At 69.0% G+C, this 16,736-nt stretch carries 17 protein-coding genes; 6 read left to right on the forward strand and 11 right to left on the reverse strand.

From position 1 onward, the window contains the following. Window positions 1–218: 218 nt before the first annotated feature. Complete coding sequence (locus tag CFB34_RS17040) at window positions 219–1,418, forward strand: sensor domain-containing diguanylate cyclase (protein ID WP_089439804.1); 1,200 nt, start codon at window positions 219–221, stop codon at window positions 1,416–1,418. A 52-nt stretch (window positions 1,419–1,470) separates the two neighbouring features. On the opposite strand, the gene CFB34_RS17045 is transcribed toward CFB34_RS17040, so the two are convergent. The 4 genes from CFB34_RS17045 to CFB34_RS17060 all read right to left on the reverse strand — a co-directional run bounded on the left by CFB34_RS17045 (window position 1,471) and on the right by CFB34_RS17060 (window position 5,806). After that, window positions 1,471–1,923 (reverse strand): hypothetical protein, encoded by a 453-nt coding sequence (locus CFB34_RS17045; protein ID WP_089439803.1) that lies wholly within the window; start codon window positions 1,921–1,923, stop codon window positions 1,471–1,473. Beyond that, complete coding sequence (locus CFB34_RS17050; protein WP_089439802.1) at window positions 1,923–3,341, reverse strand: phosphatase PAP2/dual specificity phosphatase family protein; 1,419 nt, start codon at window positions 3,339–3,341, stop codon at window positions 1,923–1,925. The genes CFB34_RS17045 and CFB34_RS17050 overlap by 1 nt, the downstream gene beginning before the upstream one ends. Further along, window positions 3,338–5,107, reverse strand: a complete 1,770-nt coding sequence (locus CFB34_RS17055; protein WP_089439801.1) for a bifunctional alpha/beta hydrolase/class I SAM-dependent methyltransferase — start codon at window positions 5,105–5,107, stop codon at window positions 3,338–3,340. Before CFB34_RS17055 ends, CFB34_RS17050 begins: the two co-directional genes overlap by 4 nt. A 93-nt stretch (window positions 5,108–5,200) precedes the next feature. After that, complete coding sequence (locus CFB34_RS17060; RefSeq protein WP_089439800.1) at window positions 5,201–5,806, reverse strand: CDP-alcohol phosphatidyltransferase family protein; 606 nt, start codon at window positions 5,804–5,806, stop codon at window positions 5,201–5,203. A 457-nt stretch (window positions 5,807–6,263) separates the two neighbouring features. Between CFB34_RS17060 and CFB34_RS17065 the strand changes: the two genes are divergently transcribed. Together CFB34_RS17065 and CFB34_RS17070 are read left to right on the forward strand one after the other, a co-directional pair. Continuing rightward, window positions 6,264–6,896: a lysophospholipid acyltransferase family protein gene (locus CFB34_RS17065; RefSeq protein WP_071334306.1), complete on the forward strand. Its 633-nt coding sequence runs from the start codon at window positions 6,264–6,266 to the stop codon at window positions 6,894–6,896. A 37-nt stretch (window positions 6,897–6,933) separates the two neighbouring features. After that, the gene (locus tag CFB34_RS17070; RefSeq protein ID WP_089439799.1) at window positions 6,934–7,863 is read left to right on the forward strand and encodes a phosphatidate cytidylyltransferase; all 930 of its coding nucleotides are present in this window, start codon (window positions 6,934–6,936) and stop codon (window positions 7,861–7,863) included. Window positions 7,864–7,905: 42 nt separating this feature from the next. On the opposite strand, the gene CFB34_RS17075 is transcribed toward CFB34_RS17070, so the two are convergent. Together CFB34_RS17075 and CFB34_RS17080 are read right to left on the reverse strand one after the other, a co-directional pair. Continuing rightward, a complete protein-coding gene (locus CFB34_RS17075; RefSeq protein WP_089439798.1) occupies window positions 7,906–8,721 on the reverse strand; it encodes a topoisomerase IV in 816 nt (271 codons plus the stop codon). Window positions 8,722–8,777: 56 nt separating this feature from the next. Beyond that, a complete protein-coding gene (locus tag CFB34_RS17080; protein WP_242808670.1) occupies window positions 8,778–9,545 on the reverse strand; it encodes a hypothetical protein in 768 nt (255 codons plus the stop codon). A gap of 106 nt (window positions 9,546–9,651) precedes the next feature. Here CFB34_RS17080 and CFB34_RS17085 point away from each other — a divergent pair, with 106 nt between their 5' ends. Together CFB34_RS17085 and CFB34_RS17090 are read left to right on the forward strand one after the other, a co-directional pair. Beyond that, on the forward strand, window positions 9,652–10,449 hold the full coding sequence (locus CFB34_RS17085) for a LuxR C-terminal-related transcriptional regulator (RefSeq protein ID WP_089439797.1): 798 nt from the start codon (window positions 9,652–9,654) through the stop codon (window positions 10,447–10,449). A gap of 159 nt (window positions 10,450–10,608) precedes the next feature. Further along, the gene (locus tag CFB34_RS17090; RefSeq protein ID WP_089439796.1) at window positions 10,609–11,430 is read left to right on the forward strand and encodes a carbon-nitrogen hydrolase family protein; all 822 of its coding nucleotides are present in this window, start codon (window positions 10,609–10,611) and stop codon (window positions 11,428–11,430) included. 30 nt (window positions 11,431–11,460) lie between these two features. Here CFB34_RS17090 and CFB34_RS17095 read toward each other — a convergent pair whose 3' ends face one another. Genes CFB34_RS17095 through CFB34_RS17105 form a run of 3 tightly spaced genes read right to left on the reverse strand, consistent with a single transcriptional unit; the run spans window position 11,461 to window position 14,469 of the window. Then, entirely contained in the window at window positions 11,461–11,772 is a 312-nt protein-coding gene (locus CFB34_RS17095) for a hypothetical protein (RefSeq protein ID WP_089425890.1), read from the reverse strand. Beyond that, on the reverse strand, window positions 11,772–13,130 hold the full coding sequence (locus CFB34_RS17100; protein ID WP_089439795.1) for an acyclic terpene utilization AtuA family protein: 1,359 nt from the start codon (window positions 13,128–13,130) through the stop codon (window positions 11,772–11,774). Before CFB34_RS17100 ends, CFB34_RS17095 begins: the two co-directional genes overlap by 1 nt. 40 nt (window positions 13,131–13,170) lie before the next feature. Continuing rightward, window positions 13,171–14,469 (reverse strand): citrate:proton symporter, encoded by a 1,299-nt coding sequence (locus tag CFB34_RS17105; RefSeq protein WP_089439794.1) that lies wholly within the window; start codon window positions 14,467–14,469, stop codon window positions 13,171–13,173. Between the two features lie 97 nt (window positions 14,470–14,566). On the opposite strand from CFB34_RS17105, the gene CFB34_RS17110 reads away from it, so the two are divergent. Continuing rightward, window positions 14,567–15,463 (forward strand): LysR family transcriptional regulator, encoded by an 897-nt coding sequence (locus CFB34_RS17110; protein WP_089439793.1) that lies wholly within the window; start codon window positions 14,567–14,569, stop codon window positions 15,461–15,463. 21 nt (window positions 15,464–15,484) lie between these two features. Here the strand turns inward: CFB34_RS17110 and CFB34_RS17115 are convergent, their stop codons facing one another. Together CFB34_RS17115 and CFB34_RS17120 are read right to left on the reverse strand one after the other, a co-directional pair. After that, window positions 15,485–16,069: a flavin reductase family protein gene (locus CFB34_RS17115; protein WP_089439792.1), complete on the reverse strand. Its 585-nt coding sequence runs from the start codon at window positions 16,067–16,069 to the stop codon at window positions 15,485–15,487. Window positions 16,070–16,201: 132 nt separating this feature from the next. Then, the gene (locus CFB34_RS17120; protein ID WP_011351673.1) at window positions 16,202–16,627 is read right to left on the reverse strand and encodes a VOC family protein; all 426 of its coding nucleotides are present in this window, start codon (window positions 16,625–16,627) and stop codon (window positions 16,202–16,204) included. Between the last annotated feature and the right edge of the window lie 109 nt (window positions 16,628–16,736).

Below are 16,736 nucleotides of genomic sequence, written 5' to 3' on the forward strand. Positions count from 1 at the left end.
ATCCCCACTGCTTCCCCTCATATATCTAACTGGCCTGATTCATTTATCGAAACGATGCGGCGCTTTCTTTAATCGCGCGGCATCGTGCGACGCGCGCCTGGCACCGGCACACGCCCATTCGTCACACTATCTCAAAAATAGGGCAAAACTTACCCCGATTCGCGAAGTTGAAGCGAAAAAACCTCAATCCGGTCGGAAATGCTGCGCGAGAGGGATGAGTGGCAAGAATTGCGCCGTTGTCGCCCGGCAGGCCGAACGGCATACTGCCGGCGCGGATCGGCTGGCCGGCGGCGGTCCGTTGCAGACCGCCCGGCCTGAACGCGCGGCCGCGAGGCGGCGCGTATGCTACCGCATTCCGACGCCGCCGGATGTGCTTTCTTTCACGGAAAACTGACTTGAATCAAATCGTCGACATTGCCACTCCGTCCCCCGATACGCTGCTGCGCATCATTGCCGCGCAGACCGAGATCGCGAAGCTCGGCCTCGATCTCGGCAGCGTGATGGCCTATGTGGCGGAGCAGGTGCCACGGCTCACCGGCGCGAGCGCCGCCGCGGTCGAATTCGCCGAGGGCGACGACATGGTGTACCGCGCCGCGTCCGGCACGGCCGCCGGGATGCTCGGCCTGCGGCTGCGGCGCTCGGGCAGCCTGTCGGGCCTGTGCGTGCAGCAAGGCGCGTTGCTGCACTGCATCGATTCGGAAACCGACCCGCGCGTGGATCGTGACGCCTGCCGGCGGGTCGGCCTGCGCTCGATGCTCGTGATGCCGCTCACCCATGCCGATACGACCGTCGGCGTGCTGAAAGTGATGTCGCCGGAAGTCGACGGCTTTTCGCCAGCCGACGCGGGCACGCTGCGGCTGACGGCCGACCTGATCGCCGCCGCGATGTTCCACGCGGCGCGCAACGAGGCGAACGAACTGTACCTGCGCGCGACGCACGATGCGCTCACCGGCCTGCCCAACCGCGCGCTGTTCTACGACCGCCTGCGGCAGTCGATGCATACGACGCTGCGCGCGAACGGCCGGCTCGGCATCCTCAACATCGACATGGACGGGCTGAAGCCGATCAACGACGGGTTCGGCCATCGCGCGGGCGACGCGGCGCTGCGCGAGATCGCCACGCGGATGCAGGGGGCGGTGCGGCGCTCGGACACGGTCGCGCGCATCGGCGGCGACGAATTCGCGGTGATCCTGCCGAACATCGGCAACCGCGACGATGCGCATGCGCAAAGCACGCGGCTCGCGCGTCAGGTGAGCGAACCGTTCGAATTCGAGGGGCGCCCGATGCGGCTCGGCGTCAGCGTCGGAATCGCGCTGCTGCCCGACGACGGCACCGACATGAACGCGCTGATCGAGCATGCGGACCAGGCGATGTATGAAGTGAAGCGCACGCGGTCGCAGCGGGTCGCTCACGCGTAACGCGGCGCGACGAGCCGGCGGCGGCGGCGGCGGCGGCGGCCTTGTACGGGCGCTAGCCGATCTGCGGCACGGCGATCGCGAGCCCGACCACGACCCACTGGACGATCGCGACGAGCACACCGGCCCGGCACAGCCCGACCGCACCGCGCACGCGGGCGTCGAGTGCGCGTCCGGCCTTCGACGCATCGATCCAGCCGAGATCGGCGAGCGCGCGGTCGAGCGCCGCGAGGCCGTCGTCGACCGATCCGTCGCCCGCCGCCGCACGCGCGAGCGCGGCGAACAACCGGCGGTCGATCTCGATCCGCACCGCGTACCACAGCGCCGCGATGCCTGACCCGGTGCTGACCACCGCCAGCAGCACGCGGGCGATCGTCGCCGGCGCCCAGCCCGCCGCGATCCACCAGCCGGCGCCGGCCGCGGCCAGCGCGGCCGCGATCGCCCACGCACCCGCATCGAGCGCGCCGCGCGCGGCGGCAATCCTGAATGGCGCGGACGGGTCGCGCATCACGCGCCTCCCGCGCCGCGACGGCGATCGATCCACTGCTGCAGCACGGCCACGCCGTCGTCCGACCACACCGCATGCGGCCGCATCGCACGCACGGCGGCCAGCGCGTCGCGCGCATCGCCGAGCCCGCGTCGCGCCGCCAGCCACGCGGCCGCGCACAGTACGCTGCGCCCGTAGCCGAGCGCACAGCAGACCAGCACGTCGCGCCCTTCCCCATGCAGGCGTTCGAGCGCCGCGACGGCCTGCGCGAGTTGCGCAGCCGTCGGCGCGACGAGGTCGAGTTGCGGCACGGTCGCATAAGCGAGCGACGCATCGACCGACGCCCAGCGCGGCATTTCGGCGGTCAGGTCGACCAGCGCGGTGAAACCGTGGCGGCGCACGTCGCGCGTGGTCGGCGTGCGGCCGATCGACACGCGTTCGTCGATCCTCACCGGCGCCGGCTGCCGGAACGTCCAAAGCCGCGAATTGACGAACGCGCCGGCAATCGTCGGCGCGAGTAGCCAGCGCATGACGACCGGGAATCGCCCGAGCGCGTCCTTCTGGAAAGCGCCGGGCGCGCCGCGCCGGTAGATCCACGCGACACAGGCGAGCGCCAGCGCGACCCACCCTGCCGCCAGCGCCCAGCCGGGTGCGCGCGGCACGCACCCGAGCGCCACGAGCGCGAGCGCCACCGCGCCAAGCGCATAGCGGCGCGCGAGCGCACGACCGGCCGCGCCCGGCAATGCATCGGCGCCCGGCAGGCGGCCCGCGGCATCGCGCAACGGAAACAGGAACAGCGCGAGACAGCCGACGGCCGCGCCGGTCGGCACGTCGATCGCATGATGCTGGTAGGTGGTCAGCACCGACACGCCGATCGCCGCGAACCACAGGTGCAGCACGCCGCGCGCGAGCGCGCCATGCAGGTGCTTCGCATACACGGCCCACAGCACGACGAGCAACCCGATGTGCAGCGACGGCGCCTGGTTGAACGGCTTGTCGAAACCCATCAGCAGCGTGAACAGCGCACCGGCCACGCCGCCGGCGTCGGGCCGCTCGAACCCGAAGCGCAGCGGCCATGCGATGAAGCACGCGACCGAGATCAGCTGCACGGTCAACAGCCGCTTCACGTGGTCGAGCAGGTCGGCGCGGCGCGTCCAGAAAAAGAACGACAGCGCATACAGCAGGTCGATCGACCAGTACGGCACGATCGTCCACGGCACGAACGGGATTGCGTGTTCCCAGCCGAACGCGAAGGTCGGCACCGCCGCGCGGCGCGCGGCGAGCCAGTTCGCAAAGCCGTAGGTCGAGAAGAACACGGCCCCCATCACCGCGAGCCAGCCGAAACGCAGCGCGAGCGACGCGTCGCGTGCGCCGGCGCCGGCATCGGCCGCCGAGGCCGGTTCGGCGAGGTCGCTCGCGCCGCCGCCGAGCGCGCTCATGACGCGTCGACCCGCTGCGCGAGGCTGACCGTGAAGATGCCCATTTCGTCGATCCGCTGGTCGAGCTTGCGGAAGCCCGCGCGCGCGACGAGCTCGTCCATCTCGGCCTGCGAGCGGCGGCGCATCACCCAGGTCGCCTCGCCGCGGTGATTGTTCAGCGCACGGGCGATGAACTCGAGCTGCGGATGCCACGGCTGCCCCGTATAGACGAGATAGCCGCCCGGCGGCACGGCCTGCGCGAGCCCGCGCAGCGAGCGCTCGATCAGCGCGTTCTCGCCGAACAGCTCGTAGAGGCCCGACACGATCGCGAGCGTCGGACGCGGCTCGAGCGTCGCGAGCGACGCCTCGTCGAACGCGTCGCCGCGCTCGAAGCGCGCGATCGACTCGAGGCCGCGCTGCGCGATCAGCACGCGCCCGGCCTCGACGTTCGGCGGGCTGTAGTCGCGCAGCGTGATGTCGTCGGGCGCCGCGCCGTCGCGCTCGGCGGCCGACGCGATCGCGTCGAGCACGTAGCGCCCGTGCCCGGCCGCGATGTCGACGATCCGCACCGGTGTGCCGTGGCCGCGCAGGCGGCCGATCGCCGCGCCGATCAGCTCCTGCAGATGCACCTTGCGCTGGCGGATGCCGACCCAGCCCGGCGAATCGAGATAGGTGCGGTCGATCAGCGCTCCGACGCCGAGCCGCCCTTGCGCGCGGTTGCGGTACACATAGTCGAGCGTCGAGCCCGAATCGAAGCCGAGCCGCAGCCCGAGCGCGATGCCGTCCGACAGCGCGCCGCCGGCCTTCAGGCCGGCGCGCGTGAGCGCCCAGTACGCCCGCGCGAACGCATTCGCGGGCGGCCGGCCGAGCGCCGCGTATTCGTCGTGGAACGCGCCGCGCCGGTCGGCGTCGGCGAGCGACACGCGCGGGCTCGGCGCATCGAATTCGCGCAGCACGAAGGCGCGCAGCGGAGCGAGCGCCTGCGCGCGGTCGCGTTCGCCAAGCGTGTCGTGATAGAAGCCCGGCAGCACGATGCGCTCCTTGCGCGCGGCGCCGAGGCGTTCGAAGAAGCGGTCCTGCGGGCCGCGATGCACGACCCAGTCGGCGCCCGAGATCAGCAGCTGCGTCGGCACGGTGATCGCGGCCGCGTCGGCGACGATCCGCTGCGCGGTGTCGTGCAGGTCGAGCAGCATGTTGACCGCGATCGGCCGCGTGATCAGCGGATCGGACGCATAGCTCGCGATCCGCTCGGGATCGTGCGTGAGGAATTTCGGCTTCACGTAGCTGTTCACGTAGAACAGCCCGCGCAGCTTGTGCATCAGCCGCAGGCCCGGCCGCGCGAACGGCACGTAGAGCTTGATGTGGAACGCCGGCGACGCGACGACGAGCGCGCGGATCGGCGGCGCATAATCGTGCGCCCAGGTGGCCGCGAGCACCGCGCCGACGCTCTGGCCGACCACCGCCATGTCCTCGATCGCGATGCCGTGCGTGTCGCGGATATGTTCGACGAAGGTCTGCAGGTCGCGCACCGACGCGGCCGCGCTCGGGCTGAAACCGCGCGCGCCGGGCGAGCGGCCGTGGCCGCGCGCATCCCATGCGAAAAATGCGAAATCGGGCAGGTCGAGCTCGTCGACCAGGTGCGCGACGCGCGCCGAGTGTTCGTGGCCGCGGTGCAGCAACACGATGGCGCCGCGGCAGCGCGGGCCCGTGGCGGGCCAGTGACGATAGAACAGCGTTTCGCCGTCGTGCGTGATGAAGTCGGCCTCGCGGGCCATGCGTGCGCTCATGCGTTTTTCTCTCGTTTCGTTATTCGAATCTTGGTGCGCCGCCCTCCGGCGCCCGGTACCGCAACTGCGTTGACAACTGTTTCAACCGCCCTTTCAACCGCCCTTTTCCGCGATGCCGGCCCGCACGCGCCGCACCACGGTCACGATCGACAGCACGATCAGCAGGCGCCACAGCCACGCTGCAACACCGCCGACCGGAAAGCCGAGCCCGATCCACAGCGCGAACGCGCCGAGTGCGAGCGCGCGGTCGCTCTTGCCGAACGGGCCGTCGTAGCGGCGGCTCACGCCGACCAGCGGACCGATCAGCCCCGCGCATTCGACGATCACCGCCGTCAGCGCGAACAGCCAGACGTCTGCCGGAGCGAACGCCGGAATCGCGAGAAACGGCAGCACCAGCGCGACATCGGACACGACGTCGCCGAGCTCGTTCAGGTACGCGCCGAGCGTGCTCTTCTGGCCGTGCTCGCGCGCGAGCATCCCATCGATCGCATTGAGCGCCATCCGTGCGAACAGCCACAGCGGGATCAGCAGGAACAGCGCGCGGGCAAACACGCCGAGGCCGGCGAGCGCGCCGACGACGATCGAGCCGCCGGCCGCGAACAGCGTGACCTGGTTGGCCGTCACGCCGCGCTCGGCGAGCGAGTTCGCGAACGGGCGCAGCGTGTTCTGGAATTTGGGTTTGAGTGCGTAGAGGCTCATCGTTTTAATTTGCGCGGCACAGTCGGATACATTTCCCGCCGCCATGCCCCGGGCGGCGAAACGGCCTTGGACGGCCTTCCATGGACGGCCCTAATCGTCGCCGAGCGGCCCCGATGCGTCAAGCGCGCGCCCGGCCCGCACGCGCGGCGCCAATCTGGCGTTTTTGACGGAAACTCGCGATAATCCGCTGGCCCGATCGCAGCGAGATCCATTCGAACTGCAAACGGGCGCTCGTGCAACAGCCGATTATCACGCCGCCGACCGGCGCATTCGCCGCGACGCAACAGCGTGTGACGGCGACTCGTCCGATTATCGCGGACCTGCGACAGGCAGCCACGAATTTGAAAAAATTTAAACAAGGGCCGTCCGGCGCGCATCCTGCCGCGCCGGCATTCCGGGGTCCCGCCCGCCGCTCACGCGCAGCGGGCCATGCAGGCACGCAGGAGGCGCAGCGCCGATGAACATCCTCAACGTCTGGCAGCGCGATTTCCTGCTGTCCATCGTGCGGCTCGTCGCCGGCGCGTATCCGGTCTGGCATCAGGCGCCGCCGTCCCCGACGCAGAAGATCTACTTCTCGAACCACACGAGCCACATCGACACGCTCGCGATCCTCGCCGCGCTGCCGCGCAACGTGCGCGCGGTCGTGCGGCCGGTCGCCGCGCGCGACTACTGGGACAGCAGCGACATGAAGCGCCACATCGCGCAGAAGCTGCTGAACGTCGTGCTGATCGATCGTCACCGCGAATCCGGCGGTGACCCGCTGGACCCGGTGCGCGACGCGCTCAAGCAGGGCCATTCGATCATCATCTTCCCGGAAGGCACGCGCGGCGCCGAGATCCTGCCGCAGCCGTTCAAGAGCGGGCTGTTCCACCTCGCGACCGAGTTTCCGGACGTCGCGCTCGCGCCCGTCTATCTCGAGAACCTGCAGCGGATCATGCCGAAGGGCGCGATCTGGCCGGTGCCGCTGATCTGCAAGGTGCACTTCGGTGCGAACGAACAGCGCGGCGCCGACGAGGACAAGCCGACGTTCCTCGCCCGCATGCGCGACGCGGTCGTCGCGCTCGCGCCGCCGCAGCGGCCGGCGGGCTGAACGCGGCGCCCTCTTCTCCCCTTTCCGGATATCGATAATGCGAACCATTTTCTGGGAACTGGTCGCGGGCGTCACGGGCGTGCTCGTCGTCGCGACCGTCATCGGCGCGATCCTCGGCGCACGCAGCGGCGGCACGAGCGCGACCATCGTCAACCTGAACCAGCGCATCCGCGCATGGTGGGCGATGATCGCGATCATGGCGATCGCGATCGGCCTCGGCAACAACATCACCTATCTCGTGTTCGCGGTGCTGTCCTACCTGACGCTGCGCGAATTCATCACGCTCACGCCCACCACGCCGAGCGACCATACGACGCTGTTCATCGCGTTCTTCATCGCGATTCCCGTGCAATACCTGCTGCTCGGGATCAACTGGTACGGGATGTATTCGATCTTCGTGCCCGTGCACCTGTTCTTCGCGATGTCGCTCGTGTCGGCGCTCACACAGGACACGCGCGACTTCCTGAGCCGCAACGCGAAGATCAACTGGGCGCTGATGGTGTGCGTGTACGGGTTGAGCCATGCGCCGGCCGTGCTGATCCTCGACATTCCGCACTACGCGGGGCAGAACGCGCTGCTGCTGTTCTTCTTCCTGTTCGTCGTGCAGATCAGCGACGTGCTGCAGTACGTGGTCGGCAAGCTGTTCGGCAAGCGCAAGATCGCACCGCAGCTGTCGCCGTCGAAGACGGTCGAGGGTTTCATCGGCGGCGGCCTGCTGGCCACGCTGTGCGGTGCATCGCTGTATCGCGTGACGCCGTTCAGCTTCGGGTCGGCATTCGGCATCTCGCTCGCGATCGTGATCGCGGGCTTCGTCGGCGGCCTCGTGCTGTCGGCCGTCAAGCGCTCGCTCGGCACCAAGGACTGGGGCTCGATGATCGCGGGCCACGGCGGGATGCTCGATCGCGTCGACTCGATCTGCTTCGCCGCGCCGGTGTTCTTCCACCTCGTGCGCTATCTGTACGTGTGATGCGCGGGCGGCGCCACGCCGCCCGTTCCTGCGCGCGATGGATCAGTACCCTTCGCGCAAGGCCTTCGGCACGACGTAGCGGCCACGCGCCGCGTCGAACTTCACCGTGTAGCGCGCGCGGATGGTCTGGTCGCCGCGCGTGGCCGTTTCCGTGACCGTCAGCGGATAGACGTCGCCGGTGCCGGTCAGGTCCGGCGCGATCTCGAAGCGGCGTTCCTCGCAGCGCGCCCGCGCGTTCGCACATTCGGTCGAATCCGCGTTGTCGAGCGCCTCGTCGAGGCGTGCCGCCGCCAGCACCAGTGCATGGCCGACCGGCAGCCAGATCCTGCGGAAGCGTTGCGTATAGCCTTGCCGCGTGTCGCTTTCGCCGATGACGAACCCGAACAGGTGCGGCCCGAGCCGCTCGATGCGCACCGTGCCCGGCTCGCCGCGCCCGCCCGACGCGATCTCCGTTTTCTTCATGACCGGCTCGAGCGTCTTGCCGTCCGCCGCCGGTTTCAGCACATACAGGTCGATCGTGCCGGTCGTCGCGTCCGAATCCATCCCCGGCATCCCGTTCTGCACGGCCGCCTCGGTCTCGCCGCACATCGCGAGCAGCGTGCGCGGGCCGTCCGCGGTCGCGACGCGCAGCGAACCGCACGGCGCATAGACAAGATCGTCCCCGTCCGCCTGCCAGCCCTTGCGGTCGGCGCGCCAGTTGCCGTATGTGTCGTGGATGAAGGTCGTCAACAGACGATCGGGCTGGACCGGCTCGGCCGCATGAACGGGCGACGGCGCGGAAAGTGCGGTGAGCACCGCAAGCGCGGCGAGCGAAGCCGCGAGCGGCTTCAGACGTGTGTTCCGGTGCGGGACTGTCATGACGTGGTTCGTTCTGGTCGAAAAGAAGTGTCGCGAATGGTGGCGGGCCCACCCGATCACGGTTGCCGTGGTGCGATGCCGGTGCCGTCCGGCTTCAGCCGCGCGGTTGGCACCCACCCTTCGGCGATGCCGCGCGTGCGCGGATTCAGGTAGACGACCGACGTGAACCGGCCATAGTCGGCACGCGCATCGACGTGATCGTGCTCGACGATGAACCGCCCGTCGATCCGGCACGCGTCGTCCGGCGCGGAATAGAACGGCAGGCGCCCCTTGCCGGTGACGACCCGCCCGGCATCGCTGCCCATCACGTAATCGCCCTGCGCCTGCGCGCGGCGGTTCAGCGCATCGCAATCGACGGCGTCGCGCACGGGTGCGGCTGGTGCGGCCGGCGCAACGCACGCCGCCACGAAACGCGACAACGCGCGCCGGTCGATCTTCAGCACGTCCGGCCGGTCGGGATCGCGCGTGACGTCGAGCGCCCGCATCGCCTGCGTATCGAGCGTGACCCAGCCGATCGTCGCGTCGCGATTCGGCGTGCCCGGATGATCCGGCATCGTGAACAGCCTGACGCGGTAGACGTTGCCGTCACGCTCGTCCACGTCGGCATGGATGTCGCGCCGGTTCATCCCGGCCGGCCGCAGTGCCGGCACGATCAACCGGGTCAGTTGCTCATTACACGACGCCGGCGGCATGGCAGCAGCCGTTTGCACGGCCATCGCGCCCAGGCATGCCATCGCAGCAGGCACGGCGACAACCGCCGCGAACCGGCGGCGGCATCCGGCCTCGCCATTCGCGCCGGCCGGCGTTACGATCTCGTTCTTCACCCAGGCTCCGTTCGATGCGCGCGGGAACCGGCCCGCGAGCCCGTAGCGTACACGCACGGCGCGGCACCGCAAGCGCACATCGCACCTGCCCGACATGGACCCACGCATGAACCTCACGTTGCAGGACGTCGCCTGGCACCGCTCGGTCGGGCGGCTCATCGAGTCGCTCGACCAGCCGGGCTTCTGGCTGGCGCTGATCCGGCTGATCGAGGAATACGTCGCGGTCGACAGCTGGGTCGCGCTCACGTTCGGCGACGGCCGCCCGCAGGTGCTCGCCGAATGCCCGTACGAAGGCGGCGGCCCCGACCCGCTGTTCCGCGACTACGTGCAGGGCCTGTACCAGCTCGACCCGTTCTACATCGCGAACCGCGACGCGCCGAAGAGCGGCCTGTTCCGGCTGTCCGACGTCGCGCCCGAATGCTTCCGCGATACCGAGTACTACACGCTCTATTTCACGCACAACGTCGTCGAGGACGAGGTGCAGTTCAACGTCGTGCTCGACGATGCACGCACGCTGTGCCTGTCGCTCGGCAGCAAGCGGCGCTTCAGCCCCGAGCAGGTGGCGCTGCTCGACCTGATCCGGCCGTGGGTGGCCGGGCTGATGCGGCAGCGGCTCGCGTTCGAGCCGGCCGCCGTCGAAGCCGCGGTGCCGCCGCGGGCCGGCAACCATGCGCAGGACGGCTTCGAGCGCGCGATGGCGCGGCTCGGCACGCCGCTCACCGCGCGCGAACTCGACGTGATCCGGCTGATCCTGAGCGGCCGCTCGAACAAGGAAGTCGCGAACAAGCTGGCGATCTCCGCCGAGACGGTCAAGGTCCATCGCCGCAACATCTACGGAAAGCTCGCGATCAACTCGCAATCGGAGCTGTTCTCGCTGTTCCTGAACGCGCAAACCGGCTCCTGACGCGCATCGCGGGCCGCCACCGGCGGCGTCACAGATCAATACCCCCGAAGGGTTAACGCGCCGGCGGGATGGGAAATCCGCCGCTTCGGCGCATACTGGGGCCTCCTTACCCACCCTTCCGGCGCCACCGGCGACGGGCCCCTGCATACCGACATCGCCATGAAACTGAAGCTCGATATCGTCCAGCTCGCCGGTCGCGACGGCGACACGCCCTACAACCTGCAACGCACGCTCGACGCGATCGCCACCTGCGCTCCGGGCACCGACATCGTGATGTTTCCGGAAGCGCAGCTCACCGGCTTCCTCGATTCGTCGAATCTCGCGGAATGCGCGGAGCCGCTCGACGGCCCGAGCGTCGGCGCCGTCATCGCAGCCGCACGCGCACGCGATGTGGCGGTCGTGGTCGGGCTGATCGAGAACGACGGCGGCCGTTTCTACAACACGACCGTCTTCGTCACGCCGGACGGCATCGCGCTGCGCTATCGCAAGACGCATCTGTGGGTGAGCGAGCGCGGCGTCGTGCTGCCCGGCGACCGTTTCGCGACGATCGAATGGCGCGGCGTGCGGATCGGCCTGCTGATCTGCTACGACAACGAATTCCCCGAAACCGGCCGCGCGCTCGCCGCGCTCGGCGCCGAGCTGATCCTCATCACCGACGGCAACATGGAGCCGTACCGCCCCGTCCACCGCACGTCGGCCACGGCGCGGGCGATGGAGAACCAGGTGTTCGCGGTGGTCGCCAACCGCGTCGGCGGCAGCGCGCACGACGTCGTGTTCGCGGGCGGCAGCCTCGCGGCCGATCCGTTCGGCAACCTGATCTTCGAAGCCGGCAATACCGAATCGCGTCATGCGGTCGAACTCGATTTCGACCAGCTCGCCGCGTCGCGCGCGGTCTACGACTATCGCCGCGATCAGCGCCTGCACATCGGCGGCGAACGCATCGAGCACGCCAACGGCCTGCGCGAACTGCTGATTCCGTAAGCGCTGGCCCGCCGCCTGCGGCGACCTCCGTCACGCCGGGGCGGGCACCTCGATCGCCAGCAGCGCGGAACTGACCGACTTGCCGTGCGCGTCGAGCGCGAGCGAGCGCGTGACGCCGCCGCCGAGCGCATCGCGCAGCACGAAATTGAATGCGCCGAGCGCCGGCAGTTCGTAACGCACGACGTCGCCGTGCACGATACCCGCGAGCCACGCCTTCACGGCGTCGGCATCCAGATGCGTGCGCAGGTGATCGTAATGACGCGGATCGTGGCAGATCACCGACACGTTCAGCGTATTGCCCTTGTCGCCGGTGCGCGCATGCGCGAGTTCACGCAGTTGCATCATGCCTCCACGAATGAAAACGACGGCGTCACGGCCGCGCGCGGCAGCAGCACCGACTGCACCGCGATCACCTCCCGCGTCGACTTGAACGCGCCGCCGCCGCCGGCCGGCCCGTTCGTATAGAGCGTCTCGACTTCGTTGCCGATGCGCGCGGCTTCGGCGGCGCTCGCCGCACGGCCGGCCACCCGCACGCGCACCTCGGCCGGCTCGCCGCGCACGGCCGGCGTCGCGTCGCCATACAGCGAATCGACACCGATCAGGTCGAAGCGCAGCTCGGTCGCGGCGACACCGGTCATCGCCAACCGCTCGCGGACGATCTCGAGCGCGAGACGTGCGCGTTCGAGCGCACCAGGGCCGCCGTACGAGATCTGCCCTTCACCGATCCAGCCGTCGACGTAAGCCACCGATACCTTCAGCGTATCGGGCCGCGCGGTGCCGCGCCCGCCCGTCACGCGGACGCGATCGGTCGCCTCCTCGGCCACGGTGACCTGCGTGAAATCCGCGACGACATCGGGCTGCAGATAGCGCGCCGGGTCGTGAATCTCGTAGAGCAGCTGTTCCTTGCAGGTCGCCGCGCTCACGCGGCCGCCCGCGTGCGGCACCTTGGTGATCACGACCGTGCCGTCGGCTGCCACTTCGCCGATCGGAAACCCGAGCCGCGCGAGGTTCGGCACGTCCTTGTAGCCGGGATCGGCGAAATAGCCGCCGGTCACCTGCCCCGCGCATTCGAGCAGGTGGCCGACGACCGTCGCGGCGCCAAGCGTGTCCCAGTCGTCCATCCGCCAGCCGAACGCGTGGATCAGCGGTGCGGCGAACAGCGACGGATCGGCGACGCGCCCGGTCAGCACGACGTCCGCGCCGGCCGCGAGCGCATCGACGAGCGGCGCGGCGCCGAGGTACGCGTTCGCAGACACGATGCGGTCGCGATACGCGGCGACGTCGTCGCCCGATTCCTCGAAGCGGAATGCGCCGCGCAGCACGACGTCGAGCACGTCGTCGCCCTCGACCGCCGCGACCTTCAGCTTCGTGAAACCCAGCGATTGCGCGATCTGCGCGGTGCGCCGCGCGGCCGCACGTGGATTCGCCGCGCCCATGTTCGACACGATGCGCACGCCCTTCGGCACGGCGACCGGCAGCACCGCCTGCATCCGCGCGTCGAGCAGCGGGTCGTAGCCGAGTGCCGGGTCCTGGCGCCGCGCCTGCTGCGCGATCGCGATCGTGCGCTCGGCCAGGCATTCGAAGACGAGATAGTCGAGCTGTCCGTGTTCGGCCAGTTCGACCGCGGGCTCGATCCGGTCGCCCGAGTAGCCGGCGCCCGCGCCGATGCGCACGCGCCGTTCAGGTTGCTTTGCTGTCATGTCCGTACCGTCATCCGGCGGCGGTCACCGCCGGGAAAGATCAAAAGATGCCCAGCACGACACACGCGATCGTCATCACGATCGAGGCGCCGAACAGCAGCGGGAACGTGAATTTCTGGTGCTCGGCCAGCTCGATGCCGCACAGGCCGACGACGAGGAAGGTCGCGGGCGTCAGCGGGCTGACCGGGAACCCGGTCGTCATCTGGCCGAGCAACGCAGCCTGCCCGACCTGCACGGCCGGCACGCCGAGCTGGCCGGCCACCTCCGCGATCACGGGCAGCACGCCGAAGTAGAACGAATCGGGATCGAACAGCATGCTGAGCGGCATCGACGCGAGGCCGAGCACCACTGGAATGTGGCCGGCCATCGACGGCGGCACGAAGCCGACCGCCGCCTGCGCCATCGCCTTCAGCATCCCGCTGCCCTGCATGATCCCCGTGAACACACCGGCCGCGAGCAGGATGCCGGCCATCATCAGCGCGGCGCGCGCATGCGCGTCGATGCGCTTTCTCTGCATGTCGACGTCCGGGTAGTTCACCATCAGCGCGATGCACAGCCCGACCATGAACATGATCGCGGGCGGAATCTTCTCGCCCATCACGACCATCGTGCCGAGCACGACGAGCGTCAGCACGAGGTTGAACCAGAACAGGTGCGGCCGGCGCAGCGCCTGCTCGTCGGCCGTCAGCTCGCGCTTCGGCAGCGGAATCGACGCATCGTCGCGCGACAGGCCGAGCCGCTTCTCCTCGCGCCGCCCGAGCCAGTACGCGACGCCGAACACGAACACGAGGCCGATCGCCTGCACCGGGATCAGCGGATTGAACAGCGCCGACACGGGCAGGTGCAGCGACGCCGACGCGCGGATCATCGGCCCCGTCCACGGCAGGAAGTTGATGCCCGCGGCCATCGACACCGCGGCGGCCAGTACGCGCCGGTCCATCTTCAGCCGGTCGTACAGCGGCAGCACGGCCGGAATCGTCACGAGAAAGCAGACGGCGCCCGAGCCGTCGAGGTGGATCAGCAGCGCGAGCAGCGTCGTACCCATCACGATGCGCGTCGGCCGCGTGCCGACCGCGCGCAGGATGCGGTCGATGATCGGGTCGAGCGTGCCGGCGTCGGTGATCGTCCCGAAATAGAGGATCGCGAACACGAACATCCCGACGACGGGCGCGAGCCCCTTCAGCCCGTCGATGACGAACTTGCTGGTGTGCAGCCCGAAGCCGCCGATCAGCGACGCGACGATCGGCACGATGATCAGCGCGACCAGCGGCGACATCCGCTTCGACAGAATCGCGGCCAGCAGCACGACGATCGTGCCCAGCCCGAGTAACGGCAGCATCCGTGTCTCCTACCTTGTCTTTTGTTGGAGACGAGCGTAAGGTCGGCGCAGCGATAGCACAATTGAAATGATTTGATCGCAGCAATCACGAACCCTTATGGATCTGAATCTTCGCGACATTCGCGCGTTCGTCACCGTCGCGCAGGCCGGCAACTTCACGCGTGCGGCCGCGCGCCTGCACCTGTCGCAGCCGGCGCTGACCGTGCAGATCCGTCGGCTCGAGGAGATCGTCGGCGCGCGCCTGTTCGACCGCAACAGCCGCAGCGTCGCGCTCACGCAGACCGGGCGCGAGCTGCTGCCGCTGCTGCAACGCTCGCTCGACGACATGGAGCGCGTGCTGCGCGACGCACGTGCGCTCGGCGAAGGCACGAGCGGCACGGTGCGGCTCGCGTGCCTGCCGACCTTCGCGTCCAGCGTGCTGCCCGAGCTGATCCAGTCGTTCCGGCGCGAGGTGCCGCTTGCGGGCTTCGAGATCCGCGACGGCGTCGCGAGCCTCGTCACCGCGCTCGTGCGCAACGAGGAAGCCGATCTCGGCTTGACGGGCGGCGATACCTTCGATGCGTCACTGGAGGTGCTGTATGCGGGCGCCGACCGGCTCGTCGCCGTGTGCCCGAAGGATCATCCGCTCGCGCGCAAGCGTCGCTTGACCACGGCGGACGTCGCCGCCGTGCCGCTCGTGCTCACCGCACGAGGCACGAGCGTGCGCAGCGTCGTCGATGCCGCGCTGGACACGGCCGGCTGCACGCCCGACATCGCGTGCGAGCCGACCTACATGATGACGGCCGTCGCGATGGTGCGCGGCGGGCTCGGCGTGACGATCCTGCCGGCAACCGCGCGCGAGGTGCGCGCCGAGCCCGAACTGGTCGCGAAGCCGATTGACGACCCGGCGTTCGTGCGGCCGATCGCGCTCGTCACGAAGCGCGGCCGCACGCTGCCGCGCGTCGCGCAGGCGTTCGCCGAGGCCATGCTGACGGCATTGAACAGGCGCGCGTGAACCGCGCGCCCGGATCGGTGCTTACTTCGCGTCCGGATCGACGTGCAGCGATTCCCCGATCGCATAGAAATTGCCGCCCGCGATGTAGTGCAGGCTGCGCAGCGCCGGATCGGCCGATTCGAAATACCAGTGGCCGTCGCGGAACACGCGCGTGTCGGACCACGCCGCGACCACCTCGCCGATGAACAGGTCGTAGGTCTGCTGGTTGTGCGGCTCGGGAATCAGCCTGCACGCGAGCCAGCCCGAACAGCCGGCGACGAGCGGCAGGTCGTGCCCTTCGACATCGAACAGCGTGACGCCCGCTTCGCGCAGCTTGTCGGGGCGCTCCGCGAGACTGTGGCTGCCGACCGCATGCGTGAGCCGCAGCTGCGCGGCCGTCGGCACCTGGATCACGAACGTGCCGCTGCGCTCGACGAGCTCGCGCGTCTTCGCGCTCTTGTCGAGCACGACCGTCAGCTTCGGCGGCAGGAAGTCCAGCGCGCACGCCCACGCGGCGGCCATCACGTTGTCGACGCCGTCGTGGCGGGCCGACACGAGCACGGTCGGGCCATGGTTGAGGAGACGGTAGGCCTTCTTCAGCTCCACCGGAGCGATGTGACTGTCCATACGGGTTCCTTGGAGAACGGCTCGCACGGACGGATCCCGTGCGGCACGGCGCCGGCCGGTGCGCAAGCGCGCAACCGGGTCGGAGGCCGCATTCTCGCACCCAATGTCGATCGGCGCTGACCGCGCCGCCGGTCACTTCGCGAACAACTGGCCGATATCGCGGAACGCCTTGAATTCGAGCGCATTGCCGCACGGGTCGAACAGGAACATCGTCGCCTGTTCGCCGACCTGCCCCTGGAACCGCACATACGGCTCGATCACGAAGGTCACGCCGAACGATTTCAGCCGCTCGGCCAGCGCTTCCCAACTCGGCCAGTCGAGCACGATCCCGAAATGCGGCACCGGCACGTCGTGACCATCCACCGCGTTCGTATGCGCGCCTTCCTGCGACGCGGTCTTCGGATGCTCATGGATCACGAGCTGATGCCCGTAGAAGTCGAAGTCGACCCACTGCGCGCTCGAGCGCCCTTCTGCCAGCCCGAACACACGGCCGTAGAAATCGCGCGCGGCCGGCAGATCGTAGACGGGAATCGCCAGGTGAAACGGGGAAAGACTCATGGTGGCCTCGTGATGGAACGCTCGCGTGGCGCGAGGACGGCACCATGGTAGTCAAGGTCGAGCAAAAATTAAATCAATATATAGTTGCGTCATTCACAAACAGAATTGA

The sequence above is a fragment of the Burkholderia sp. HI4860 genome (genome assembly GCF_002223045.2).
In the GTDB taxonomy this organism is placed as follows: Bacteria; Pseudomonadota; Gammaproteobacteria; order Burkholderiales; family Burkholderiaceae; genus Burkholderia.

Bases quoted from the DNA above. Each gene is read 5' to 3' on its own strand.
- CFB34_RS17055 (WP_089439801.1), bottom strand. From the start codon at position 5,107: ATGAGCGCACGCATGGCCCGCGAGGCCGACTTCATCACGCACGACGGC.
- CFB34_RS17120 (WP_011351673.1), bottom strand. From the start codon at position 16,627: ATGAGTCTTTCCCCGTTTCACCTGGCGATTCCCGTCTACGATCTGCCG.
- CFB34_RS17090 (WP_089439796.1), top strand. From the start codon at position 10,609: ATGAAACTGAAGCTCGATATCGTCCAGCTCGCCGGTCGCGACGGCGAC.
- CFB34_RS17070 (WP_089439799.1), top strand. From the start codon at position 6,934: ATGCGAACCATTTTCTGGGAACTGGTCGCGGGCGTCACGGGCGTGCTC.
- CFB34_RS17105 (WP_089439794.1), bottom strand. From the start codon at position 14,469: ATGCTGCCGTTACTCGGGCTGGGCACGATCGTCGTGCTGCTGGCCGCG.
- CFB34_RS17115 (WP_089439792.1), bottom strand. From the start codon at position 16,069: ATGGACAGTCACATCGCTCCGGTGGAGCTGAAGAAGGCCTACCGTCTC.
- CFB34_RS17065 (WP_071334306.1), top strand. From the start codon at position 6,264: ATGAACATCCTCAACGTCTGGCAGCGCGATTTCCTGCTGTCCATCGTG.
- CFB34_RS17045 (WP_089439803.1), bottom strand. From the start codon at position 1,923: ATGCGCGACCCGTCCGCGCCATTCAGGATTGCCGCCGCGCGCGGCGCG.
- CFB34_RS17100 (WP_089439795.1), bottom strand. From the start codon at position 13,130: ATGACAGCAAAGCAACCTGAACGGCGCGTGCGCATCGGCGCGGGCGCC.
- CFB34_RS17075 (WP_089439798.1), bottom strand. From the start codon at position 8,721: ATGACAGTCCCGCACCGGAACACACGTCTGAAGCCGCTCGCGGCTTCG.
- CFB34_RS17085 (WP_089439797.1), top strand. From the start codon at position 9,652: ATGAACCTCACGTTGCAGGACGTCGCCTGGCACCGCTCGGTCGGGCGG.
- CFB34_RS17095 (WP_089425890.1), bottom strand. From the start codon at position 11,772: ATGCAACTGCGTGAACTCGCGCATGCGCGCACCGGCGACAAGGGCAAT.
- CFB34_RS17050 (WP_089439802.1), bottom strand. From the start codon at position 3,341: ATGAGCGCGCTCGGCGGCGGCGCGAGCGACCTCGCCGAACCGGCCTCG.
- CFB34_RS17060 (WP_089439800.1), bottom strand. From the start codon at position 5,806: ATGAGCCTCTACGCACTCAAACCCAAATTCCAGAACACGCTGCGCCCG.
- CFB34_RS17110 (WP_089439793.1), top strand. From the start codon at position 14,567: ATGGATCTGAATCTTCGCGACATTCGCGCGTTCGTCACCGTCGCGCAG.